Annotated in this window: 16 protein-coding genes; 3 read left to right on the top strand and 13 right to left on the bottom strand. The window is 62.3% G+C overall.

Going from position 1 to position 19201, the window contains the following annotated elements; all coding sequences use genetic code 11:
- Nucleotides 1–111: 111 nt before the first annotated feature.
- Both V5F23_RS04580 and V5F23_RS04575 read right to left on the bottom strand, forming a co-directional pair.
- The gene (locus V5F23_RS04580) at nucleotides 112–987 is read right to left on the bottom strand and encodes an AraC family transcriptional regulator (protein ID WP_123578210.1); all 876 of its coding nucleotides are present in this window, start codon (nucleotides 985–987) and stop codon (nucleotides 112–114) included.
- Between the two features lie 475 nt (nucleotides 988–1462).
- Entirely contained in the window at nucleotides 1463–2482 is a 1020-nt protein-coding gene (locus V5F23_RS04575; RefSeq protein WP_042728238.1) for a Glu/Leu/Phe/Val dehydrogenase dimerization domain-containing protein, read from the bottom strand.
- A gap of 185 nt (nucleotides 2483–2667) precedes the next feature.
- Between V5F23_RS04575 and V5F23_RS04570 the strand changes: the two genes are divergently transcribed.
- Nucleotides 2668–3471, top strand: coding sequence for a tetratricopeptide repeat protein (locus tag V5F23_RS04570; protein ID WP_042728237.1), 804 nt, complete (start codon nucleotides 2668–2670; stop codon nucleotides 3469–3471).
- A 34-nt stretch (nucleotides 3472–3505) separates the two neighbouring features.
- On the opposite strand, the gene maiA is transcribed toward V5F23_RS04570, so the two are convergent.
- Genes maiA through hmgA form a run of 3 tightly spaced genes read right to left on the bottom strand, consistent with a single transcriptional unit; the run spans nucleotide 3506 to nucleotide 6769 of the window.
- Nucleotides 3506–4147 carry a maleylacetoacetate isomerase gene (maiA, locus tag V5F23_RS04565; protein ID WP_047738255.1) on the bottom strand — a complete coding sequence of 214 codons (642 nt, stop codon included), beginning with the start codon at nucleotides 4145–4147 and terminating at the stop codon, nucleotides 3506–3508.
- Between the two features lie 9 nt (nucleotides 4148–4156).
- Nucleotides 4157–5461 (bottom strand): fumarylacetoacetase, encoded by a 1305-nt coding sequence (gene fahA, locus V5F23_RS04560; RefSeq protein ID WP_042729374.1) that lies wholly within the window; start codon nucleotides 5459–5461, stop codon nucleotides 4157–4159.
- A gap of 3 nt (nucleotides 5462–5464) precedes the next feature.
- Nucleotides 5465–6769 carry a homogentisate 1,2-dioxygenase gene (gene hmgA, locus V5F23_RS04555; protein WP_338497685.1) on the bottom strand — a complete coding sequence of 435 codons (1305 nt, stop codon included), beginning with the start codon at nucleotides 6767–6769 and terminating at the stop codon, nucleotides 5465–5467.
- Between the two features lie 152 nt (nucleotides 6770–6921).
- Here hmgA and V5F23_RS04550 point away from each other — a divergent pair, with 152 nt between their 5' ends.
- A complete protein-coding gene (locus V5F23_RS04550; RefSeq protein ID WP_042729376.1) occupies nucleotides 6922–7743 on the top strand; it encodes an IclR family transcriptional regulator in 822 nt (273 codons plus the stop codon).
- Here the strand turns inward: V5F23_RS04550 and V5F23_RS04545 are convergent.
- The 8 genes from V5F23_RS04545 to V5F23_RS04510 form a co-directional block, all read right to left on the bottom strand.
- On the bottom strand, nucleotides 7708–8409 hold the full coding sequence (locus V5F23_RS04545) for a hypothetical protein (protein ID WP_338497683.1): 702 nt from the start codon (nucleotides 8407–8409) through the stop codon (nucleotides 7708–7710). The genes V5F23_RS04550 and V5F23_RS04545 overlap by 36 nt on opposite strands.
- 121 nt (nucleotides 8410–8530) lie before the next feature.
- Entirely contained in the window at nucleotides 8531–11080 is a 2550-nt protein-coding gene (locus tag V5F23_RS04540; RefSeq protein WP_338497681.1) for a LuxR C-terminal-related transcriptional regulator, read from the bottom strand.
- Nucleotides 11081–11265: 185 nt separating this feature from the next.
- Complete coding sequence (locus V5F23_RS04535; RefSeq protein WP_042729378.1) at nucleotides 11266–12633, bottom strand: DUF1329 domain-containing protein; 1368 nt, start codon at nucleotides 12631–12633, stop codon at nucleotides 11266–11268.
- A gap of 22 nt (nucleotides 12634–12655) precedes the next feature.
- Complete coding sequence (locus V5F23_RS04530; protein WP_042729379.1) at nucleotides 12656–14449, bottom strand: DUF1302 domain-containing protein; 1794 nt, start codon at nucleotides 14447–14449, stop codon at nucleotides 12656–12658.
- 517 nt (nucleotides 14450–14966) lie between these two features.
- The gene (locus V5F23_RS04525; RefSeq protein ID WP_042729380.1) at nucleotides 14967–15878 is read right to left on the bottom strand and encodes an SDR family oxidoreductase; all 912 of its coding nucleotides are present in this window, start codon (nucleotides 15876–15878) and stop codon (nucleotides 14967–14969) included.
- A 372-nt stretch (nucleotides 15879–16250) separates the two neighbouring features.
- On the bottom strand, nucleotides 16251–17153 hold the full coding sequence (locus V5F23_RS04520) for an alpha/beta hydrolase (RefSeq protein WP_042729381.1): 903 nt from the start codon (nucleotides 17151–17153) through the stop codon (nucleotides 16251–16253).
- The gene (locus tag V5F23_RS04515; protein WP_042729382.1) at nucleotides 17153–17935 is read right to left on the bottom strand and encodes a class II aldolase/adducin family protein; all 783 of its coding nucleotides are present in this window, start codon (nucleotides 17933–17935) and stop codon (nucleotides 17153–17155) included. The genes V5F23_RS04520 and V5F23_RS04515 overlap by 1 nt, the downstream gene beginning before the upstream one ends.
- Nucleotides 17936–18078: 143 nt before the next feature.
- Nucleotides 18079–18534 carry a flavodoxin gene (locus V5F23_RS04510; RefSeq protein WP_042729383.1) on the bottom strand — a complete coding sequence of 152 codons (456 nt, stop codon included), beginning with the start codon at nucleotides 18532–18534 and terminating at the stop codon, nucleotides 18079–18081.
- Nucleotides 18535–18694: 160 nt separating this feature from the next.
- Between V5F23_RS04510 and V5F23_RS04505 the strand changes: the two genes are divergently transcribed.
- On the top strand, nucleotides 18695–19171 hold the full coding sequence (locus V5F23_RS04505) for a PAS domain-containing protein (protein ID WP_042729384.1): 477 nt from the start codon (nucleotides 18695–18697) through the stop codon (nucleotides 19169–19171).
- Nucleotides 19172–19201: the final 30 nt, after the last annotated feature.

Raw genomic sequence — 19201 nt, 5'->3', positions numbered from 1 at the left:
TCCCGGAAAATTAAGATAGCGTTGCACGCTCGGGGTAACTGAAACCCGCCTGAGGATAAGCGTTAAAAACAGATCACTTTGAACCGTGCCGAGACACCTACTCGCAAACGCCTACATCTTCTCGCGGGAACGACAAGCGCCTGGCGCCATACCAAACCATCTTTCGCAAGCCTTATTCAAAGCGCTGGAATGCCTGAACCCCAAACTGTAAGACACCTGCTTGAGCGTGAGCCTTGTGTTAACCAGCAAGTGATAGCAATGCTGCTTCTTAACCTGATCAACCAATGACTGAAAGCTTTTATTCTCTTTTTCCAAGGCTCTGATCAACTGATGGGTCGACATGCCCAAAGTGATTACAATATCGCCCATGGCCAGGGATCTGGCTTGAACCAGGTGCTGCAGGATCACTTTCTTCGTCGCTGCTGCAATATTTTCCGAGCGCATCTCATCCAGGCGGCGTTTAAGGTATTGATCATGAATTTGTTGCAGCGATGCGTCGGACGTTGCGATAGCGATATCCATGTCCGACTTTTGAAACACCATGGCATTGGCGGCACAGGAAAATCTCAGATCATGACCAAAGATCTGCTCCAACTGGCGAGTGTCTCGCGGTCTTTCATAGGCAAACTCTGCCCTTACAGGAGTAATACAAACAGTCGGTACAAGCCAGCGCAAGAGGCCCAGGGTAATAGCCGCCACGGCATCGATAAACGCCCTGGGCAGCACTTCACCTTGTGCATTACCCGACAAGCCCGCAATCCTGACCGTGGTTTCATCACCCTCAAAAAACATACAAAAACCCGTGCCGATGATGGAGTGATGATCAACCATTCGAGCCATCGCTTCGCCGAGGGTCGAGCTAGACATCACCGCATACCCTAAAACACCTAAGTGACCAGGGTGGGCACTTTTATAAGCCAGCAGACCTAAATCCTCATTGCCACTGTGGCGTATGGCGAGTTCGAATAATTGAGACAACTCACTCATGGGAACTTGTTCAACCCCATGAGACAAGACGTAGTTTTCAAGCCTGAGTAAAGTTCTTTTGTCGAAATTTGATATCGAGTTGATGAGCGCTCTGGCGAACGCTAGAGAAACACTCTGCAAACCTACCTCACACCCTGATGATCAAACTTTCAAATCTTTCACCCTGAGAGGTTTTCTGATCAATTGATCAGAAAACTACCGACAGGCAAGTGCCAGTCTATAACGCCACAGCCAAGCCTGGCTACCCGGAGCCGTTTTCAGCACCCACACTCCCCACAAAAGAACGCCGACTGTCCAAAGGGTCAATATTCAAAAGATTGCAACTAACCACCCGCAATAACCGCTCATTTTCACCCTGCACTACTTAATTCAAAGTGCCTCCTCAATGTTTTGATTAAATGCGTCAGTGCGAATCACCCAGCCCTCAAAACCTGAACAATCCACCCCATCTGCATTCAACATACAAGTGCTGGCCCTAGCGATACAACAAGCGCTCTGCCAGTTCATCGGCCACCCGGGCCGGTGAGCGTTTCTCCGCCTGGGCATGGGCAAAGATTTCGGTCAGGCGCGCGCCGATCTTCGACAGGTGTGCGGTGATGCTCGGCAGTTCTTCGCCGCGGTGCTTGAGGGCGACGTAGATCAGGCCGCCGGAGTTGATCACGTAGTCGGGCGCGTAGAGGATCCCGCGCCGCTCCAGTTGATCGGCCACTTGCAGGTTGCTCAATTGGTTATGGGCCGAACCGGCCACGGCCGAGCAACGCAGTTGCGCCACGCTGTGGCTGTTGAGCACGCCGCCCAGGCCACAGGGGGCGAGGATGTCGCAAGGGGTGCTGAGCAGTGCGTCATTGGCGATGGGGTGCGCGCCCAGTTGCTCCATCGCCAGCTGTACCTTGCCGGGGTCGATGTCGCTGACCAGCAGTTCGGCGCCAGCGGCGTGCAGTTGTTCGGCCAGGGCATAACCGACATTGCCCAGGCCCTGGATCGCCACGCGCAGGCTTTCCAGGTTATCGCTGCCCAGGCGAGCCATGGCGGTGGCCCGGATGCCGGCGAACACGCCCATCGCCGCATGGGGCGCGGGGTCTCCCGAGGCCGTGGTGCTGGTGACGTGGCGGGTCTGCTGGGCAATGCAATCCATGTCGGCCACCGACGTGCCGCTGTCGATGGCGGTGATGTAGCGTCCGTCCAACTGTTCAATGCACCGGCCAAAGGCTTCGAACAACGCGGCCCGGCTTTCGACATGGGCCGGACGCATGATCACCGCCACCCCGCCTCCCACGGGCAAGCCGGCGAGGGCAGCCTTGTAGCTCATGCCCTGGGCCAGGCGCACGGCGTCCGCCACGGCACTTTCGTCGTCGGGGTAGGCAAGATAACGACAGCCACCCAGGGCGGGCCCGGGACGGCTGCAATGAATGGCAATCACCGCCTTCAACCCGGTCATCGGGTCTACGCTTAAGTGCAGCGATTCAAGGCGGGAGCTTTGCATGAGAGCGAACATCGACAGGCTCCCGAATCACTTTGTTCGTTTCGCCAGTATAGGCGCGCGCTCGAAATTTGCTGAAACACACCGGCATAAGGCCGGTGGGCCGCCAGCCTTTTCGGTATAACCGCCGACTGCGCCGGCCCGGGACTGGACGAAAATCCATGGCAGAGCTACAACGGGGACATAGCCCGGAGAGTGTGATGAAACCGCGCCAAGCCTTTTTTGCCTGCCTGCACCGCTCGCCCCCGGCGCTGTTCGAAGCTGCGCTGTGGATCGCCGCCGAACATGATCGCGACGTCGACGTGCCGGCCCTGCTGCGCGACTTCAGGGATCTGCAACAACGGGTCAGCCATGACCTGCCGATGCTGCCGGTGAGCGAGTTGGCCCAACCTTTGTTACGTCAGCTCAACGACCTGGGGTTCGCCCAGGACGACGCCACACCGCTGCGCCCGCGGGCGGCATTGCTCGACAAGGTCCTGGTGGGCAAGCGCGGGCAGCCGCTGGCCCTCGGCCTGATTGCCCTGGAACTGGCGCGCGGCCTGGAGATCCCGATGGTCGGCGTCAATTTCCCTGGCCACTTCCTGCTGAAGGTGCCTGGGGCCGACCATTTGCTCGATCCGTGCGGCGGACGCCGGTTGTACCCCCATGACTGCCGGGACCTGCTGCACCGTCAATATGGCGCGAACATGCCGCTCAAGGCTGAACACCTGGTCAACGCCGAGCCGCTGCAGATGCTCCAGCGACTGTCACGCAACCTGCGCCAGTTGCACCTGGCGAACGACGACTACATTGCCGCGCTGATCGACGCCGAACGGGTGCTGGAACTGGGTAACGCCAGCGCCGCCGACTACCTGGCCCGCGCCAGCCTGTACCAGCGACTCGATTGCCCCAACGCCGAGCGATTCGACCTGGAGCATGCGCTGATGCTCAGCGAAGACCCGATCCAGCGGCTCCGGCTGACGGAGCGGCTGGGGCACCTGCCACCGAACTCGATTGTGCATTGAGACAGGATGAAGCGGGCCCCTGTTGACCACGGCCCTATCCGGCAGGCGTATCGGGCTGATTCGCAGGATGCGCCCGCTGGAACGCCGCATGCCCGGCCGCCAGCCCCGCCACTCGACAGATCCGCGGGTACGCCTGCAACGAGACATTGAACCGCTCAGCCGCGTACAACTGCGGAATCAAGTAGACATCCGCCAGTCCCGGCGTCGCGCCGAAGCAAAAACCCTCATCGCCGATCAACCGCTCCACCGCCGCCAACCCCTGGCTGATCCAGTGTCCGATCCACTCCGTCACCTGCCCCTCGTCATGCCCCCATTGGCGCAGTTTGTTGAGCACGCTGACGTTGTGCAGCGGGTGAATATCGCAACCGATCAAGGCCGCGACGCCCCGCTCGTGGGCTCGAATGGCCAAGTCCGCGTTGAGCAACGGCACCTGCGGATACCGTTCTTCCAGGTACTCGATGATCGCGGGAGATTGCACCAGCACATCCCCCTCATCGGTCCTCAACGCGGGCACTCGCCCCTGGGGATTGATCGCCAGGTAGGCCGGCTGGCGATGCTCGCCTCCCGGCGGGGCGATCAGGTTGATGGGCAGGGCCTGATAGTCCAGGCCCTTGAGCGCCAGGGCGATGCGCACCCGGTACGACGAAGTGGAGCGGTAGTAGGTATAGAGTTCCATGCTCGCCCCTCAACGCGCCGGCAGGATCTTGCCACGGCACTCGCCAAACCCGATGGAGGCAAAGCCCTCGCGGCGGCAACGGGCCCGCAGGATGATTTCGTCACCGTCCTCGAGGAACCTGCGCACTTCGCCAGACGCCAGCTCGATCGGCTTCTTACCACCCTCGGTGATTTCCAGCAGGCTGCCAAACTGACCATTCTGCGGGCCCGACAAGGTGCCCGAACCAAACAGGTCACCGGCCTGCAACTGGCAACCATTGACGCTGTGGTGCGCCACCATCTGCGCCACGGTCCAGTACATGTACTGGGTGTTACTCAAGGTCAGGCGATGCGCCGGCAGGTTCTGCTCGCGCATGGCGTCGGTCAGCAGCAGCACTTCCAGTTCGATGTCGAAGGCACCACCGGCCTGGTCGCGCGCATCCAGCAGATACGGCAGCGGTTGCGGATCGCCCTGCGGACGCGCGGGTTGGGCACGACGAAACGGTTCGAGCGCCTCGGCCGTCACGACCCACGGCGAAATGCTGGTGAGGAAACTCTTCGACAGGAAGGGCCCCAGCGGCTGGTATTCCCACGCCTGGATATCCCGGGCCGACCAGTCGTTGAGCAGGCAGAAACCGCCAATGTGCTCGGCGGCGTCACCAATGGCGATGGGTTCGCCCAATGCATTGCCCTGGCCGATCCAGATCCCCAGCTCCAATTCATAGTCCAGCCGTGCGCACGGACCGAAGGTGGGTTCGGCCTGACCGGCCGGCAGCGTCTGCCCCTTGGGACGGCGCACGTCGGTGCCGGAGGGACGGATGGTCGAGGCACGGCCGTGATAACCGATGGGCACGTACTTGTAGTTGGGCAACAGCGGGTTGTCGGGGCGGAACAGCTTGCCGACATTCTGTGCGTGCTCGATCCCTACGTAGAAATCGGTGTAGTCATTGATCCTGGCCGGCAGGTGCAACTGGCAATCGGCCGCGGGGAACAGCCATTGGGACTGCTGGGCTTCGAGCTGGGCACGCTGAGGGCTGTCCTCGCGCAGCAGCTCCAGCAGCCGCTCACGCAAGGCGACACGGGCGCCACGGCCCAGCTCGAAAAACCCATTGAGCTCACCGCCCACCATGGCTTCGACCGCTGCTCGCGCCGCGCCGTCGAACAGGCCGGCCTGCAACGCGGCCGACAGATCGAGAATCTGCTCGCCGATGGCCACGCCGCCGCGTCGGGTGCCGCCCTGGTGGCTGAAGATGCCCAGTGGCAGGTTCTGCAGCGGGAAATCGGCATGACCGTTGGCAGAGGCCACCCAGCTACGGACGGGGGAAAGTTGAGTCATGGGTTATCTCCGGGTCGGGTCGAAGGTGACAGGCAGCGAAGCCCAGCACCCATCGTAGTCGGTTTGCAGTTGCGGGCAGTCCATGGCGAAACGGCTCGGACGCAGCACTTGGCTGGTCTCGAACATGAAGGCCATGGTGTTGTCGATTTTCGCCGGCTGAAGTTCGGCGTTGATCGCCTTGGTGCAGGTTTCGCCGTCCGGGCCATGGGCGCTCATGCAGCTGTGCAACGACGCCCCGCCGGGCACGAAGCCCTCGGCCTTGGCATCGTAGGCGCCCTGGATCAGGCCCATGAATTCGTTCATCAGGTTGCGATGGAACCAGGGTGGACGGAAGGTCTTCTCGGCCACCATCCAGCGGGGTGGGAAAATGACGAAATCCAGGTTGGCCAGGCCGTGGACGCTGGTGGGCGAGGTCAACACGGTGAAAATCGACGGGTCCGGGTGGTCGAAGCTGACGGTGCCGATGGTGTTGAACCGCCGCAGATCATATTTGTACGGCACGTTGTTGCCGTGCCAGGCGACCACGTCGAAGGGCGAGTGCCCCAGCTCGCAAGCCCACAACTGGCCGAGGAACTTCTGCACCAGGGTGGTGGGCTGGGCGAGGTTCTCGTAATGGGCGACCGGTGTCAGGAAGTCCCGCGGGTTGGCCAGGCCATTGCTGCCGATGGGCCCGAGGTCCGGCAGACGCAGCGGCGCGCCATGGTTTTCGGCGAGGTAACCGCGGGCCTGCGCATCCAGCAGTTCAACGCGAAACTTCAAGCCCCGGGGCAGCACGGCGATTTCCAGCGGCGCCAGTTCCAGCACGCCCAGTTCGGTGATGATCCGCAACCGGCCCAACTGCGGCACGATCAGCCATTCACCGTCGGCATTGAAGAACACCCGCTCCATGGAGCGGTTGGCGCAATAGTGAAAAATGCTGATGCCGGCCGGCTTGTCCATGCCGGCATTGGCGGCCATGCGCACCAGGCCATCGAGGAAATCGGTGGGCTGCGCGGGATTCTCCAGCGGGTTCCAGCGCAACCGATTGGGCGTGACCTCGCCCAGCGGGCCGCCGACCAGTTGCCGCTCCAATGGGGTGAAGGCCGGGTGGTTGGCCGACGGCCGGATGCGGTACATCCAGGTTCGCCGAGCCTCGCTGCGGGCCATGGTGAACGCGGTGCCGGAGAACAATTCGGCGTACAGCCCGTAAGGGGCTTTTTGCGGAGAGTTCTGGCCGACGGGCAAAGCGTCGGGCAAGGCTTCGCTGGCGAACTCATTGCCGAAGCCTGATTGATAAGCCAGGTCCGACGCTGGGGAATCGAGGTTCATGGAGCCTCCAGGGATGCGGCCCGTGACTCATGGGGTGAGTGTCAGGCGCACCGGGTTATTTTTATCGTAATTCAATTACGCATAACGTAATTTGCTCGACAACGACCGTCAAGCTATAAAGACGCCCATTCGCCTCTGGACCCCGCGCCGCCATGCAAACCCCGCTCAATAACGGTAAACAGAAAGTCCGCTCGGCCGAAGTCGGCACTGACATTCTCAAGGCCTTGGCCGAGCTGTCGCCGTCCACGTCGCTGTCGCGCCTGGCCGAGCACGTGCAAATGCCGGCAAGCAAGGTGCATCGCTACTTGCAGGCGTTGATTGCCAGCGGATTCGCCGAGCAGAACACCGCCACCAACCACTACGGCCTGGGCCGCGAAGCGCTGCGCGTCGGGCTGGCGGCATTGAACGGCATGGACGTGCTGCAAGTGGCCGCCATGCCCCTGGCCGAGTTGCGCGATGACCTGAACGAAACCTGCTTCCTGGCGGTGTGGGGCAACCACGGCGCCACCGTGGTGCGCATCGAACCTGCCGTGCGCGCCGTGACGGTCGTGACGCAACTGGGCTCGGTGCTGCCCCTGCTCAGTTCGTCCACCGGGCTGGTGTTCAGCGCGTACCTGCCCGAGCGCGAGACGATCGGCTTGCGCGAACAGGAAGTGCAAGGATCCGAGCGGCATGCCCTGGCCGACGACCAGGCCTATGCCACCTTGTGCGAACAGATCCGCAACCGCGGCCTGCACCACGTGCACGGCCTGCTGATGCCCGGCGTGGATGCCTTGTCCGCCCCGGTGTTCAATGCGGTCGGCCAGGTGACGGCGGTGATGACCATCGTCGGCCCGACCTCGCTGTTCCACGCCGACGAAAACGGCCCGGCGGCGCAACGATTGCTCGCCGCGACCCGGGCCGTGAGTTGGCGGATGGGGTATGAAACCGATGGAAGATCAGCCCAGGAAGTCGGGGACGATCCTGATCAGTAGGTCATTGAGGTGGGCAGGCGTCAGGCGCGGATGCAGGTGACGCTCTTCGCCGCTGAAGGGGACCAGGTAGATGGCCTGGGGATCGCCCTTGGCATGGTAGGGAATATCGTTGTTGCGTAGGTGCGCCAGCAAGTACTCAACCAGGGGTTCGGAAGAAAACACCACCGGGTTTGCAACGTCATGGTTGACGAAGCTGGTGATGAAGACTTTCTCCAGATCGACGCCGGGCAGATGGACTTTCAACGCGCCATGAAGCGCTTCGGCGCTCAACGGCAGGATGGGCCGCTCGGACAAATCCATCCCGGGCTTTTCAGCCAGGCCCGTCACGATGTCCGCCACGATTTTCTCGAAGGTGATCAAGTCCAGCGCCTTGACCCGATCTTCGACGGCAAAGGAATACCGCTTGCTGAAGATATTGGTGATGCCTTGGGTGTAATGCGCCAAGGTCTGTTTCTGAACGCAGGCCAGTGTTTCATCGAACAATGTCCTGGACGTTTCAACCTGGGGGTCGGGAAACCCGGCCACGGTATTCAGATACAGGTTATGCGGGTTGAGGCCCAGTGCCTCCAGGTGATCGCCCAACAGCACTTGCACGGCAAAATCGACGCGAGTGAGCTTGAGGGCAAGCAGTCTTTCGGAATACGTAGAAAACGCTTGAGTGTTCATGAACATCCTTGTCATTTCATGGCCCGAACGTCCTGTTCGAACCGGCATCGCCGTTATAACCCAACTCCCCCTCCGGGGGTAAAAGCGCAACTGTAAGCACGCGTAAGGCTTGCAGTGCGCACTATCCCATCATCCCCATGACCTTGGCCTTCGCCACTGCCTGGGTACGCCGCTGGACGCCCAACTTGCTGTGTATGCGCCGTGAATGGGTTTTTACCGTGTGCAACGAGATGAACAGCTGTTCGGCAATCTGTTGGTTGGAATAACCTTGGGCGATCAGTTCCAGCACTTCCAGTTCGCGATGACTGAGCAAGGCGTCCTCGGGGGCCGCCGGCGGTTCGATCGGGCCTGACGATTGCGCCCAGTGCAACAGTTCGGGCTGGCGCAGGCGCAGTTCGCACAAGGCTTGCTGGGCGCGCCAACAGGCCACGCGCTCCAGGCCTTCCTGGACAAGCACGCGGGCCTGCGAGCGGTCGGCGGTCAACCAGGCCACCTCCGCCAGCGCCAGGTGCAGCTCGGTTTCCAGGCCGTGCATTTCCGCGTAACGGGCCTGGGCGATCATGGCCTCCAGGCGTGCCATCGGGTCTTGCGCGCGGTGCAGGTGCACCTCGGTCAACAGCAACAGGTATTCAAGCCGAGGAATCAACTCCAGGGTCGCGGGCGGTGCGTGCTTGGCATGGGGCCCGCGAAAATGCCGCAGCACGCGGGTCAAGGCTTCGTGGGCCAGTTCGGCGCGCCCCTGCTGCAACCAGAACTGACAACTGATCTGCAGCAATACACCGCGGTAAACGGTGTCGGGAATGTGCCGCTGCTGCATGATCCGCTCGGCGTCGCGCAGTTGCATGAAGGCCTCGCCATAGTCGCCCTGGTTGGCCGCCAGGCTGGCCTTGCCGAGAAAGCCGTAAAGTACCTGTTTATCCTGGCTGCGCAGGCCGATTTCCAACCCGGCCTGGAACTGCTCGGCGGCGCGCTCTTCAAAACCCATGCGCAGCGCCAGGCGTCCACGCCGCAAGGCGATACGGCCCAGCAGCGGGGAAAAATCCTGGCCGGGCTTGTCGAGCCGCGCCTGGACATCGCCCAGCAATTCGTCGGCCCGATGCGGCGCACCGCGTTGCTCCAGCACTTGTGCGTGATCCAGTTCCAGCAGCCCTTCGAACACCAGCGAGCCTTCGGCACGGGCCAGGCACAGCGCCTGGCGGTTGATCCACTGCGCCGAGGCCAGGTCGCCCTTGAGCAACGCCTGCTGGGTCAATCCCGACTGACACAACAGGCGCGAGGCCCAGGCCTGCGGATCCAGATGAGCCTGGGCCTGGAGGAAATGTTCGCGGGCCGGATCTCCGTCGCCCGACAGGTGCAGCAGCCAGCCCCGCAGGACCTGCCAGCGTGCGATCAACTGGCGCTGCTGGCAGGCCCGCGGCTGGGGTGCGAACCGCGTGAGTTGCTCGATGCACACTGCGGCCTGGTCGAAGCGACCGGCAAACAACAGCGCTGCGGTGACCAACCCTACCGATTGCGGCGTGCCAAGGGACAGCGCCTCGCCCTGCTGGTCATGCAAGTTCAGCAGCAACACGACGTTGCGGCCCTGCAAGAGGTGTTCGAAGCTCAGATGCTGCAAGACACTCACGGCCGTCTCGAACTCGTGGGCCAACATCGCCTGCTCGAATGCCATGGGCCAATCCTGTTCGGCGGCAAACCACTGGCAGGCCCGGCGATGCCAGGAACGGCCCTGGGGCCAGGGTTCCTCGCGAACCAGTCGGGCCAGGGCCGGGAAGATCTGCAACCAGTCCGAGGAGTGTTCCCACGGCTCGATGAAACAGCCTAGGTCCTTCAGCAGCGGGAGGCATTCAACGCCCACCGTGTCGCCGAACAGATGCTCGCAAAGCCGGGCATTGAAACGTGGCAAGTGGGCGAGCACGCGCCAGGCTTGCGCCAGGTCCGGGCTCAGGGCGCTGAACAGCTCGTACTCCAGGTAGTCCGCCAGGGTTCCGGGCCGCCCCGGCGTGGCATGGCTGCGCGCCCATTCACAACGTTCGAGCAAGCTGATGCGCACCCCGGCGCACCAGCCGCCGCTGCGCTGTATCACCTCGCGCGCGGTGCGGGCCGCCTGGGGGCCAGGCAGATGACGCAGCAGTTGCTGGACATCGCCAGGGCTGAATACCAGCGCCTGCGTGTCGAATTCGTGCAGCTCATCGTCGAGCAACAGCCGCGGCCAATTGCAGTGCGGCCGGCGACGGCCGTTCAGCCACAGGTGCAAGGCCGGGCTGCTGGTGTTCAACAGGCGGTCGAGCCATTGGTCCAGCTCGGGATTCGGCACCCGGCAGTAATCATCCAGGAACAGCCAGGTGGGTGTTTGCAGGCGCGCCAGGTGGGCCAGCAGCCCCGCTTCGTCCATCACTGGCAGGCCCAGGGTCTGCGCCAGTCGCTCGCCCATCTGCGCGGGGGTCAACGCAACGCCACCCAGCGGCAACCAATGCAGTCGGCAGTCGGCGGGGGCCTTGAGAAAACACTCGGCGAACAGCGCACTCTTGCCACTCCCCGCGGGCGCGCACAGCAGTTTTACCCGTGCCTCGGAAGTCAGCAACGGCTCGCTCAAGGACCGCCGCGGTACATGCGTCGAGGACAGGCGGGGCAGCAATCCTGGACGGTCCGGACACGGGGTCATGGCAGTCATGTACGAAGGTCCTGTTTATTGTTGTTTCATCACCCTAGTCCTGTGTCGCTGACCTTTGGAGAAGTATTCAGCACGCTGATTGGCGCCCATAAAAAAACGACCGGCAGAGGCAACTGCCGGTCGTTCACGATGCCCTTGCGCAGACACCACTCTGTGGCGAGGGAGCTCGCTCCCTCGCCACACCTTTAACGCACGCCCGAGGACCGCAGCGCCGCCGGCGTGTAGTCCGCCGCCCGCGCTTCGAAGCCGTACTCGTAGCTGTGCTTCTCCTCGTTCTTCATCCCCAGGGCGATGTAGCGGCCGGCGATGATGTCGTAGAGCGCTTCGAGGGTGTAGCCCGGGTTCTGGTGGTCGTAGTAGAACTGGGCATGACCTTCGGCCACGCGCCACAGTTGGCCGCGACCGTCGTAGTGATCCACCACCGCGGCTTGCCAGCTGTCCTCGTCGATGTACATGTGGCGCTTGGCGTAGATGTGGCGCTCGCTGGGCTTGACCGTGCCCACCACTTCCCAGACCCGGTGCAGCTCATAGCGGGTCAGGTCCTGGTTGATGTGGCCGGCCTTGATCACATCGTCGTACTTGAGGGTCGGCGAATCGAGCTTGTAGCTGTTGTACGGGATGTACATTTCCTTCTTGCCGACCAGCTTCCAGTCGTAGCGATCCGGGGCGCCGGAAAACAGGTCGAAGTTGTCGGAGGTGCGCAGGCCATCGGCCGCGGTGCCCGGACCGTCGTAGGCCACTTGCGGGGCGCGGCGCACGCGGCGTTGACCGGCGTTGTAGATCCACGCCAGGCGCGGCTCCTTCACCTGGTCGAGGGTTTCATGCACCAGCAGTACGTTGCCGGCCAGGCGCGCCGGGGCGGTGACCTCCTGCTTGAAATAGGTCAGCACGTTGCTGGCCTTTTCCGGGTCGGCGTCCTTGATCAGGAACGGCACGGCCACTTCTTCTTCGAAGCGGATCGGCGTGAAGCTGCCGTTGGTCTGCGGCGTCGCCTGGGTAATGATGCGGCGCAGGTTGCCGCCGTGATAGCGGGTGATGTGGTTCCACAGCACCTCCACGCCGTTCTTGGGGATCGGGAACGCGTAGTAACGGTTACCGGTGAAGTTGGCCAGGCCGTTACCGTCGTTGATGGACGTTACGTTCAGCGCACTGCGCTTGGCCGACTCGTAGATTTCCGGCGGCAGCGCAACGCTGCGATGGGTCGGGTAGACCGGGATCTTGTAGGTCTCGGGGTAGCGCTTGAACATCGCGACCTGGCCTTCGGACAGCTTGTCCTTGTACTTGTCCACGGTCGCGGCGGTGATGGTGAACAGCGGTTTTTCATTGGCGAACGGGTCGGCCAGAAAGCCCTTGCTGTCCACGGCACCGGCATTTTTCGGGATACCACCGGTCCAGGCCGGGATCGAACCATCGGCGTTGCCGGCCTTTTCCGCGCCCAGCGGCGTCAGGGTGGTGCCCAGCTTGTTGGCTTCCTCCGGCGAAACCGCCGCCATCACGTTCGCGGCCAGCAGGCTCAAGGCCAGGGCACCGCATTGCAGGATCATCTTGCGCATTGGGTTTTCCTTGTCAGCCAGATCAGAAGTTCACGCCGAAGCTCAACGCGAGGAAGTCGCGGTCTTTGAGAACGTTGTAGTCGCCGCCAAAAAAGTCGGTGTAGCTCAGGCTGGCGGTGTAGGTGTTGCGGTAGTCGGCATCGACACCCAGGCTGACGGCCTTGGCGCCTTCGTTGAACAGGCCGTTGGGACCGTAGCCGGCCACGTCGTGGGACCAGGACACGTTGGGCTTGAAGTTCACCCCGCCGATGACGTTGGAGTAGTCGAGAATCGCCCGGGCGCGGTAGCCCCAGGACGTGGACGTGACGAAACCGTCGGTGTCGCCATTGAAGCCGTACTGGCCGAAGACCGAGTCGCGGCCGTAGCGCAACTTGTCCCTGGATTCCAGCCCGCCGACATGCACCACCGCGGCCTCGCCCACCAGGGTCAGGCGATCGGCGCCCCACACCTGATCGACAAAGTGCGTCAGGGTGCTCTGGACCTGGGTGATTTCCTTGCGCCGGTAACCGGTGTTGTCCGCCCCCGGCCTGGTGGCGATGGGCGACGCCGCACCGCCGGCAATCGGATTAACCAGGGCCAGGGTCAGGTCGTTGGTGCTCAGTTGCACCGGCGCATTGGGCCGGTAGCTGATTTCACCGGTCCACGCGGTGCCGGTGGGCAGCGTGGTGGAGAAGCTGGCGCCATACAGGCGAATATCTTCAGGGTACTCAAGGTAGTACTGCCCGCGTCCCAGCATCACGCTCTGGGCCAGGCCCGAACCACTGCCGGGGGCCAGGCCATTGGCGATCGCGACCATTCCCGGCAGGGCCGCGAGGGTGGACGCACCCGCCGTGGTGGTGCCGACAGTGGGTGTGCGGCTGTGGTAGTTCATGAAGTACAGGCCGTACTCGGTGTCATCGCCGAGCCAGCGCAATGCCGTGCCCCACTGGCCGGAGTCACGGGCATCGCGGTCGCCACCACGGGGGATGATCACCCCTTCGCGCGACACCTGGATGCCCTGGCCAAACAGTGCGGTCAACGGCTGGAACGGCGCAATGGCCGGGCTGCCCACGGTGTAGCCGGTGGTGCAGCCGTCGGCCACCACGTCGTTGCCGAAGAAGGTGCCGCAGTTATCGACGACTGTCTGGTCCCATTCCAACTGATAGAAACCTTCGAGGGTGAGCTTGTCGGTCAGGCCCTGGGAGGCGAACAGCATGTTCACCGGGATCAGGCCTTCCTTGATCTCCGCACCCGGGCGACGGAACGCCGACACGTCGATCGGGTTGATGCTGTTGATGGAGTTGCCGATGAAGGTACTTTCACCCCAGCTGACCACCTGCTTGCCGGCACGCACCGTGCCCGGCAAATCGGCGATGGAATAGTTGTGGTAGACGAACGCGTCGAGGATCTCCGCCCCCGACGACTTCGCGCCTTCCTTGCGGTTGCTGTCGCTGATGTCCTTGAACTCACGGTTTTCGTCCTTGAGTTCGAAGTCGTACCAGTACTTGCCGCGCACGAACACACCGGTGTCGCCGTACTTGAGTTCGAGGTCGTGCAGGCCTTTGAAGATCTTGGAAAACGTCTCGCCTTTCTTGAAGTTCAGTCGCCCGTCATCCCCGGTGGACGATTGCCCCCGACCGCCGTTGACGGTGCCGACGAAATCCTTGTCCGCATCGCGCATGCCCCAGCTCGCGCCCACGGACAACGAAGAGTCGAACTGACCTTCGATTTCACCAATGTTGAATGAAACGGCCTGCGCCTGGGCACAGCAACCCAAGGCCACCGCGGCGGCGAGTGCCTGCGGCTTGAAGATGGCGCGCATTGTTATTGTTGTCATGCGTCTTCCCCGGTGAGTGACAGAGGCTTCACCCTACTGCCGCACGCCAGGGGCGATAAGCGCACCAAGGAGGTATTCGCGCTGTACCCCGAAAGGATTACCCCCCATACCAGGCGGGCCTTCGCGCAGGGCATCGACGCACTGGATGATGGGTTATCAGCCAGGCGCATGTTTCAGCGGCCGGCCTCACTGTTGCGTGCCCTGCAACAGTGCATGTCCGGATCCGGGCTGTTTCCAGGCACTCTGGATCCCTATGCTGGCCGGGCTTGCAGCGCAACGGGCCTGCAAGCGCAAGCCGCCATGGCATCCCTCATGCCTGGCGCACCGTCATTCGGATGGATTGGCGCATTCGATCCATCGTCCCGTGTGTACCGACGTTGATTTGTAGCTCCTTTGCAACGTCACGCTTAGGCCGCTGCTTTTTGCAGCGGCCTTTTTTATGGGAAGCGCACAGAGGATGGCGAGAGGCTCGCCACGGATTACCCGAGACGGGTTGCCACGGGTCGAGGACGCGGGGTTAAACGGCGTAGCGTTGCAGGTTCGCCATCATCTCCTTCAAGGCTTCCAGATTGTCATTGGGGTGCACCGCATCCTCGAAGTCGCAGATCTGCTGCCAATGGGCGGCGACGTCTTCGGGTGAAAAACCTGTGCGCGGGTCGAAGCCTGCACCCAGGCTGCGTTCCCAACGCACCTTGCCCATCCAGCCGCCGCCCACTTCGAACAGGCCGCTGGTTTCCTGGCAGGCTTCACTGGCCAGGTACACCACCAGCGGGCTGACGAGTTCAGGCTTGAGTTGCTCGAACACCTGCGGCGGAATCAGGCCCTCGGTCATGCGGGTGCCGCCGGTGGGGGCAATGGCATTGACCAGGATGTTGTTCTTGCGCCCCTCGATGGCCAGGGTACGCGTCAGCCCATACAGCCCGAGCTTGGCCATGCCGTAGTTGGATTGGCCGAAGTTGCCGTAGATACCCGAGGTCGAGGCGGTGAAAATCACCCGTCCATAATTCTGCTCACGCAGGTGCGGCCAGGCGGCGCGGGTCACCTTGTAGGCCCCTTCGACGTGGACGTGGTAGACCAGGTCCCAGTCGGCGTCGTCCATCTTGTGGAAAGTCTTGTCCCGCAGGATCCCGGCGTTGTTGACCACCACGTCGACCCGGCCGAACGCGTCGAGGGCGTTCTGCACGAGCTTGTCGCCATCGGTGACCGAATCGTGGTTGGCCTCGGCAATGCCGCCCGCCGCGCGGATTTCAGCCACCACCCGGTCTGCCGCCGAGGCATTGGCCCCTTCCCCCTGGGCCGAACCGCCCAAGTCGTTGACCAGTACCTTCGCGCCGTGCCTGGCGAACAGCAGGGCATGGGCCCGCCCCAGGCCACCGCCGGCCCCGGTGACGATCACGACTTTATCTTCGAAGCGCACAGACTCATTCATGGCAGAACTCCAGCAGGCCTATAGGACATTGAGGCCGAGTGTCCGGCACTCGTCGGCCGGTCACAATGAAATGGGCTGGGAGTGAATAGTGGGCGATAAGGTGGGGGGATGATGCGATGCCAGAGGTGAGATCACTCTGTTCATCCAGAAGTGAGACCGCGGTGCCGCTTTCGCGGGCAAGCCCGCTCCCACAGGAAATCGAGCCGGGCATCACATCCGGGAACACCCAGAAACATTGTGGGAGCGGGCTTGCTCGCGAAGGCGGTCCTTCAGTCAGAAATGCGCTGCCTGACACGCCGCTTTCGCGGGCAAGCCCGCTCCCACAAGGGATTGAGTCGGGCAGCACATCCGGCCGGCCCACACAGGGTTGTGTCAGGAGTAGGCCACCTTTCTGCACCGTGGCGCGATGTTTTCGCGAAACGCCAGGTAATGCTTGAGCACCTGCACCGGGGCCTCGGTGTGGGGGTAGTGGCCGATCTCGGACAGCAGCACCGTATCCGGATTGGGGATCAGCGATTCGTAGCGCGCCACCATGTGCTCGCCGGAAATCGGATCGAGCGCCCCGTCGATCACCCGCAAGGGCACGTCGTCACGCTGCATCGCCTGCACCCAGCGATCACGCTGTACTCGCCGCTCGGGAATGTAGGCGATGAGCTTGTGCATGATCCGCGGCCCGTGATGCGCTTCTATCAGGCTCCAGAAATCATCCAGCACGCTTTCGGTGGGGCCGGTGCGGGGGCCGAAGATCTGCCGGAAGCTCTTGACCAGGCTTTGCCGCGAAAACGCCCGCCCCAGCAGCCAGCCCAGCGGGCTGAGCAACAGTTTCTGGGCCAGCACCGGCCGGTGGGTTTCGGGGAACAGGCCGCCATTGAGAAAGACGCAACTGGCAACGTTGAGGCGCGCTTCGTAGTGCCGGGCGATGAGTTCCTGGGCCACACTGTCACCGTAGTCGTGGGCCAGCACATGCACCCCTTGCCGCACGTTCAGGTGCGCCAGCAAGGCCTGTTGCAGATCGGCCTGTTCCAGCAGGCTGTAGGTGTGGTCCGCCGGCTTGGCGGAGTCGCCGAAACCGAGCATGTCACAGGTGATCACCCGGTAGCGCTGCGCCAACGGCTGCCACAGGTAATGCCAGTCCCAACTGGCAGTAGGAAAGCCGTGGATCAGCAGCAGCGGCTCGCCCTGCCCCGCCACCCAGTAACGGATGGCATGGCCGCGGAACAGGAAGATCTGGCTGCGCTGGCGCCAGATACGCAAGGGAATCTGGGCCAGGGGCATCAGCTTTTATACCCGCTGTCCTGTTGGTCGAGCTTGCGCAACAACGCCGGCCAGGCCAGCGCGCCGCCCATGCCTTGGGCACTTCTGGTCACCCCGGCGATCATAGCCCGGGCGCCGGCCAGGATCTGCGGTTCGATGCCGATCAGCTCGGCGCCACCGTTCTGCGCCAGGACCTGAATGTCACAGGCGCGCTGGAAAATGAACATCATCAAGAACGTATCGGCGATGCTGGAGCCACAGGTCAGCAAGCCATGGTTGTGCAGCATCAGGAAGTTGCTGTCACCCAGGTCCGCCTGCAGGCGCGCCTTCTCTTCGTGGTTCAAGGCCACGCCTTCGTAGGCGTGATAAGCCAGGCTCGACAGCACGAACAACGACTGCTGGCTGATCGGCAGCACCCCTTGCTTCTGCGCCGACACCGCCACGCCGGCGGCGGTGTGGGTGTGCAGCACGCACGTCACGTCGTGGCGCACCTCATGCACGGCGCTGTGGATGGTATAGCCGGCCGGGTTGATGTCGTAGGGGCTGTCCATCAGCTTGTTGCCGGCCTGGTCGACCTTGACCAGGCTGGAGGCGGTGATCTCGTGGAACATCAGCCCGTACGGGTTGATCAGGAAATCCTCGGTGCCGGGGACCTTCGCGGAAATGTGGGTGAAGATCAGGTCATCCCAGCCATGCATCGCAACCAGGCGGTAACAGGCGGCCAGGTCCACCCGGGTTTGCCATTCAGCCGCACTGACCTGTTCCTTGATACCGAGTGTCGTTTGGATGGGCGCTACGCTCACGGCTCTGACCCCTTTGTTTTCTTATTATATGAATCGCGTTTTTCAAACTTCATACGCAAGAAAAATGAGTCTAGCCAGCTCTCCCCGGGCCGCTAGTTGCATTGGCAGCCAGCTTACTGGCCGAGCGAGTCATCGCGAGTGCATCAAGTACGCAAGGCTTCGATCAAGGCCTGTAGCCACGGCTCGGCGTCGCTTTCAGGCGTGACGCTCTCGCTGGCGTCCAGGCGCAGCATGGGCAGCACCTCTCGCACGCCCAGTTCGGCGAACAACTCGCTCATCTGCTCACCACCAGCGCAGAAGGTGTCCCCGTAGCTGGCATCGCCCAAGCCGATCACACCCCCAGGCAACCCACGAAGGAATGCCGGCAACTGGTCGCGCAGGGTCGAATACAACGGCATCAGGTTGTCCGGCAACTCCCCCATGCCCGTCGTCGAGGTCACCGCTAGCATCGCCTGCGGAGCGAACGCCTGGATATCCGCCAGGGTGGCGCGCGGGTTGTGCCACGCCTCGAAACCCGCCGCTTCGAGCAGTTTGGCGGCGTGCCGGGCGACTTCTTCGGCGGTGCCATAGACCGAGCCGGAAAGGATGGCGACTTTCATCAATCTGATCCTGAACCTGAATAAAAGAGCCGGGGATAGTAACAGCTGCACCCGCCAAGCTGCGAATGGCTCTCAATGGGAGCTGATGGCCAGTAGACAGCCTGTTGAATTCTTCTAGAATGCTGGCTCTAAACAAGGACGTTTCAACGGGAGCTGCGCCATGATCAACGCTCATTTGATGCAACTGGTCATCAACGCGACCAACGACGGGATTGTCATCGCCGAAAAAGAAGGTGACGAGGACAATATCCTGATCTATGTGAACCCGGCCTTCGAACGCCTGACCGGCTACAGCCGCGAGGAAATCCTCTATCAGGATTGTCGTTTCCTCCAGTCGGGTGATCGCGACCAGCCCGCCCTGAAGCACATTCGCCAGACCTTGGAACAAGGCGGTGCCTGCCGTGAGGTGCTGCGTAACTACCGCAAGGACGGCACGCCGTTCTGGAATGAGTTGTCGCTCTCCACGGTCAGAAACGAAGCCGATGGGCGTACGTACTTCGTCGGCGTGCAAAAGGACGTCACGGCCCAGGTCAAGGCTCAACAGCGCACGGCCCAGTTGGAAAAGGAACTGGCCGAAGCGCGGGAAACGATTGCCCGGCTCGAAGCGACGAACGGCGCAAACAAAATAGCGAATTAACGGTCAGTCACTACAATCACCAGTGAAAAT

The sequence above is a fragment of the Pseudomonas sp. WP18 genome, from assembly GCF_036689585.1.
In the GTDB taxonomy this organism is placed as follows: Bacteria; Pseudomonadota; Gammaproteobacteria; order Pseudomonadales; family Pseudomonadaceae; genus Aquipseudomonas; species Aquipseudomonas chlororaphis_E.
This window is presented reverse-complemented; position numbering and strand designations above follow the sequence as displayed.